General features: G+C 66.8%; 2 protein-coding genes. Both read left to right on the forward strand.

The annotated features are described in order from the left end of the window. The coding region (locus ACLN58_RS22005) for an MFS transporter (RefSeq protein ID WP_415857339.1) at positions 1–1,323 on the forward strand (1,323 nt) is incomplete at its 5' end. Beyond that, positions 1,320–1,561, forward strand: a 242-nt coding sequence (locus ACLN58_RS22010) for an alpha-L-rhamnosidase N-terminal domain-containing protein (RefSeq protein WP_415857340.1), incomplete at its 3' end; no start/stop codon positions are given. The genes ACLN58_RS22005 and ACLN58_RS22010, both read left to right, overlap by 4 nt.

Here is a 1,561-nt window from a genome sequence, read left to right on the forward strand (position 1 = left end):
CTCAACTCCGGGGACCTCCCGGCTACAGAAGACGAACTAGTCATGCCAGACATCGCTGAGTCTGCCGCTCCGGACATCAGCGCACCCCCTCTTGCGAAGGCCAGCGCGGGATATCTCGCGCTCATCTCGCTCGCGAACTTCGGCGTCTCGATGGCCTTCATCGTGCCGATGTCGTACTCGCTGGCCGTCCGGATCTCCCAGCTCGAACCCGGCCACGAGGAGGTCCTGGGCTATGTGACGGGGACGGCACAGTTCATCTCGATCGCCGCGAGCCCGCTCATCGGCGTCTGGAGCGACCGCTTCCGCTCGCGCTTCGGCCGCAGGACGCCCTTCATGATCGGCGGAGCCCTTGTGGGCCTTCTCGGCCTCATCGGCATTTCCTTCGCGCCCAGTGTTCTCCTCGTCGGGGTCGGGTGGGTGGTCGCACTGTTCGGCTGGGCGGCGGCGGGCCAGGCGATCCAGAACCTGCAGGCCGACCGGATCCCCGAGGAGCAGCGAGGCCGGATCTCCGCCCTCTCAGGCCTTGCAGCCCAGGTCGCACCGGTCATTGGCATCGGTGTCGCGTATGCAGTCTCGCGCAGCACGTTCCTGGTCTTTGTCCTGCCCGGCCTCATCGGCCTTGCGCTCCTCGTGCTGTTCCCGCTCGTGAAGCGTGAGGGAAGCTCGGTCGGCCTCGTGCACAACAGCACGGTCACGGTGAAGGCACTCTTGGCGAGCTATCTCTTCAGCCCGCGGAAATACCCGGACTTCGGGTGGAACTGGCTCGGTCGGTTCGTCTTCTTCATGGGCCTGTATTTCAACACCACGTTCGGGACCTTCTTCGCCGCCCAGCGCCTCGGGCTGCCCGTCAAGGAGGTTGCCGGCACCGTGGCCGTCATCGGGATGCTCGGCGTGGTCTCGGCCGGCCTAGGGGCCCTCATCGGCGGATTCCTCTCCGACCGGCTCCGCCGGCGCAAGCTCTTCGTGTTCCTCGGCGCGCTCTTCTTCGTGGCCGGCGGCCTGACGGAGGCCTTCGCGTACTCCTTCCCTGCCCTCGTGGCCGGAAGCCTGCTGATGCAGGGCGCGATCGCGCTCTTCGGAGCGGTCGACGGTGCCATCGTCTTCGCCGTGCTCCCGGACCGTGCCCAAGCGGGACGCTACCTCGCGGTGACCCAGTTCTCGCAGAGGATTCCGAGCGCCATCGCGCCGCTCATCGCACCGCTGGTCATCGTCCTGGGCGCGAATGGGGCGGCGAAGAATTACACCGCCCTCTACCTCGCGGGAGCAGCGCTGGCACTGCTGGGGAGCCTGATCATCGTCCTGAAGGTCAAGTCGGTCCGATGAGCGAAGGGATCACCTGGACGGCGAAGTGGATTTCGCCATCGGAGTCGTCAGAGGAATCGGAGCGGGAGGACCGCCGGGCCTATGTGCTCCGAAGGTCCTTCGACCTCCCGTCCCAGCCCGAGGCCGCGACGCTCTACGCCACGGCGCTCGGGATCTACGAGGCCTTCGTCAACGGGGTCCGCGTCGGCGACGTCGAGCTCGCGCCCGGGTCGACGAACTACGACGAGACCCTGTACGT

The organism is Sinomonas sp. G460-2, from assembly GCF_047759905.1.
In the GTDB taxonomy this organism is placed as follows: domain Bacteria; phylum Actinomycetota; class Actinomycetes; order Actinomycetales; family Micrococcaceae; genus Sinomonas.